4 protein-coding genes are annotated in these 2,863 nt (G+C 65.1%); 2 read left to right on the top strand and 2 right to left on the bottom strand.

The genetic code is table 11. The annotated features are described in order from the left end of the window. Positions 1–60: 60 nt before the first annotated feature. Together L0P92_RS43630 and L0P92_RS43625 are read right to left on the bottom strand one after the other, a co-directional pair. Positions 61–369, bottom strand: a complete 309-nt coding sequence (locus tag L0P92_RS43630; protein ID WP_372497433.1) for a transposase — start codon at positions 367–369, stop codon at positions 61–63. 81 nt (positions 370–450) lie between these two features. Beyond that, on the bottom strand, positions 451–819 hold the full coding sequence (locus L0P92_RS43625; protein WP_234768679.1) for a MerR family DNA-binding transcriptional regulator: 369 nt from the start codon (positions 817–819) through the stop codon (positions 451–453). A 78-nt stretch (positions 820–897) separates the two neighbouring features. Here L0P92_RS43625 and L0P92_RS43620 point away from each other — a divergent pair, with 78 nt between their 5' ends. Beyond that, positions 898–2,223 (top strand): NtaA/DmoA family FMN-dependent monooxygenase, encoded by a 1,326-nt coding sequence (locus L0P92_RS43620; protein ID WP_234768678.1) that lies wholly within the window; start codon positions 898–900, stop codon positions 2,221–2,223. Beyond that, positions 2,211–2,690: a flavin reductase family protein gene (locus tag L0P92_RS43615; protein ID WP_234768677.1), complete on the top strand. Its 480-nt coding sequence runs from the start codon at positions 2,211–2,213 to the stop codon at positions 2,688–2,690. The genes L0P92_RS43620 and L0P92_RS43615 overlap by 13 nt, the downstream gene beginning before the upstream one ends. Positions 2,691–2,863 lie beyond the last annotated feature (173 nt).

The following is a 2,863-nucleotide window of genomic DNA, read 5'->3' as shown; positions in this document are numbered from 1 at the left end:
CACACACGCGCTTCACGCTGTGACCTGCACGCTTCTCCGCCCCGATGAACGGGTGGACCGTCACCGGGTCTCCTTCGCGAAGAAAGCCGTCGCACGCTTGAGGACTTCCACGTCCTCTCGCAGTCGGCGGTTCTCCCGCCGCAGCGCGGCCAGCTCCTCGCGTTCGCTGCTGGTCAGGCCGTCGCGCTCGCCCGCGTCGACCTCGGCCTGGCTGACCCACAGCCGCACTGCGGTCTCGGTCAGGTCGAAGTCCTCGGCGACCTGACCGACCGAGCGGTCACCACGCCGGCACAGCTCGACGATCTCGGCCTTGAACTCCGGCGTGAACGAACGGCGAGGCCGAGGCTTCTTCTTCCCCATGCTCTCCATGATGGACATCCTCCCGGGGCTGAACCCCTGATCTCGGATGTCCGTCAAAGCGGATCAAGCCCACCCGCCACTGCGACGCTGTCAGGAGGTCGATGGGCGGGCGCGGTCGATCGCCTCGATGTAGCTGGCGAGAGCGGCTCGATTGCGCTCGATCGACTCGGCCCGCTCGGTCATCCGTGCAAGTTGCTCGACGAGTACAGCGCGGAAGGCGGGGTCGTCGACGATGATGTCGTGTCTCTGGTCGAGGCAGGGGAGGATGGCGCCGACGATGCGCACGGGGATGCCTGCGGCGACCATGTTGCTGATCTTCTCGACGCGATCAACGAGGTCGGCCCCGTAGTCCCGGTAGCCGTTGTCGAGGCGCTCTGGCGTGATAAGGCCGAGCTTTTCGTAGTGCCGCAGCATTCGTGCGGACACACCGGTCTTCGTCGCGAGTTGGCCGATACGCATGGGCGCTCCTGAGCGGTTCCTGGGGTTTCATCCTACGATTTGACATTGACATTATGTCAACCTTCGAGGATGGGGTGCATGGCAGACCGCAAGATCATCCTCAGCGCCGTCCTCGGAGACGGCTACGGCTCACTTCCTTTCGCGTGGCGCGCGCCACAGGTCGACCCGGGAAACTACGCCAACATTGACGCGAACATCCGCTATGCCCAAGCCGCCGAGCGGGGTGGATTCGCATTCGTCTTCACGCCCGACGTCCCCGCGGTACGCAGCGACGTCGAGCGTTCCTCGATTCCCAACATCATGGATCCGCTGATGGAGGCCGCCGCCATCTCGCAGGCCACGACGAACATCGGCTTCGTGCTGACAGGGTCGACCACCTTCCAGGAGCCGTTCAACACCGCACGCCAGTTCAAGGTCCTCGACATCATGAGCCACGGCCGTGCGGGATGGAATGCGGTGACGACCAGCGACCCGATGGTGGCAGCGAACTACGGCAAGCCCGTCGCGGATCGAGGGGAGCGCTATCAGCGCGCTCACGAGTCCGTACAGATCGTGCAATCGCTGTGGGGGAGCTGGGAGAAGGACGCATGGATCAAGGATCAGGCGACCGGGCGCTTCATCGATCCGGCGAAGCTGCAGCCCATCAATCTCGGCGGCCAGCACGTCGCATCGCGTGGCCCGCTGCCGCTTCCGCCGTCGGAGCAAGGGCAGCCCGTGGTCTTCACAGCGGGTGGTCCGAGTCCGCACCTCCTGGAGTTCGCCGGCCGCTACGCGAGCGGCTTCCTGGCTGAGGTGTGGGAAATCGAAGAGGCTCGTGCGCAGCGCGACGCTGTTCGGAAGGCTGCGGAGGACGCCGGTCGGAACCCGGACCATATCAAGTTCTTCACTGGTCTCGTGACCACCGTTGCGCCGACCGTCAGGGAAGGACTCGATCGTCGCATGGCCCTGTCGGGCGGAGTGTTCGATGCACGACTTCCCCATCTCGGTGCGATGCTCGGCGTGCCGCTGCGACCCCAGGACATCGATATCCCCTTGACCCCCGAGCAGCTGTCTGTCGCGCACGCGGCGCCGGGTGACCCGCGCTCAGGCATTGCGCTGCGGCTAGCCCAGGCGGGATGGTCCCCTCGCGACATGCTCGCGCATGGCGCCATCGACTTCCACCCCGTCACCGTCGGGCCGGGTCACGTGCACGCCGACCACATGCAGGAGTGGTTCGAGGCGGGAGCCACGGATGGCTTCTGGATCATGCCCGATGTGTGGGAGGACGGCCTCGATGCATTCGTTGACGAGGTTGTCCCGCTTCTGCGTGAGCGTGGCGTCTACCCCGATGACTACGTTGGCTCGACTCTGCGCGAGAACCTTGGCATCCCCGAGCAGTATGGAATCGGTGGATGGCTGAAGTGATCACCCCTGACAGGATGCGTCGCACCCTCGCAGGATTCTCGACCGGGCTGGCTGTCGTCGCCGCCGAGGTCCACGGAACGCTCGTCGGCATGCCCGCCAACTCGCTCGTATCAGTCTCGCTCGATCCGCCGCTCGTCTCCCTCTCGTTCGCACATACATCGACCACATGGCCCGAGTTGCGAAGGGCCGACCGATGGGGGATCAGCGTCCTGGGAGTGGGGCAGGAGCAGATTCTGAGAGATCTGCGTCGGCCGGCCTCGTCGAGATTCGATGGCATCGAGGTGGAGGTGCGCGAGCAAGCGGGCATTGTACGCGGAGCAATCGCGACCATCGAGGCTGCACCTTGGAATGCGGTCGAAGCGGGCGATCACACCCTGGTGCTGCTGGAGGTTCTCGCACTGGAACGAGATGAGAAAGCGGAGCCACTGGTGTTCTTCGGCGGCCAGGTGCGAACGCTTTCGAGCTAGGGGCTCGCAGAGAATCAACATGCTGATTTGATCTGCGTGGAGCTGCTGTTCGCGAGGAACGCGGTGACGTCGGCGGGCGTGTGGAACCTGGCGGTGGAGGGTGGGATGGTGTGGCCGTGCTCGGCCAGGAGGGGCTGGACTTGGTGAACGGCCCTGGTGAGGGTGCTGCCGTT

It is taken from the genome of Streptomyces muensis (assembly GCF_021474425.1).
GTDB lineage: Bacteria > Actinomycetota > Actinomycetes > Streptomycetales > Streptomycetaceae > Streptomyces > Streptomyces muensis.
This window is presented reverse-complemented; position numbering and strand designations above follow the sequence as displayed.

Coding starts and splice junctions, on each gene's coding strand:
- L0P92_RS43615 (WP_234768677.1), top strand. CDS start 2,211: ATGGCTGAAGTGATCACCCCTGACAGGATGCGTCGCACCCTCGCAGGA.
- L0P92_RS43625 (WP_234768679.1), bottom strand. CDS start 819: ATGCGTATCGGCCAACTCGCGACGAAGACCGGTGTGTCCGCACGAATG.
- L0P92_RS43620 (WP_234768678.1), top strand. CDS start 898: ATGGCAGACCGCAAGATCATCCTCAGCGCCGTCCTCGGAGACGGCTAC.
- L0P92_RS43630 (WP_372497433.1), bottom strand. CDS start 369: ATGGAGAGCATGGGGAAGAAGAAGCCTCGGCCTCGCCGTTCGTTCACG.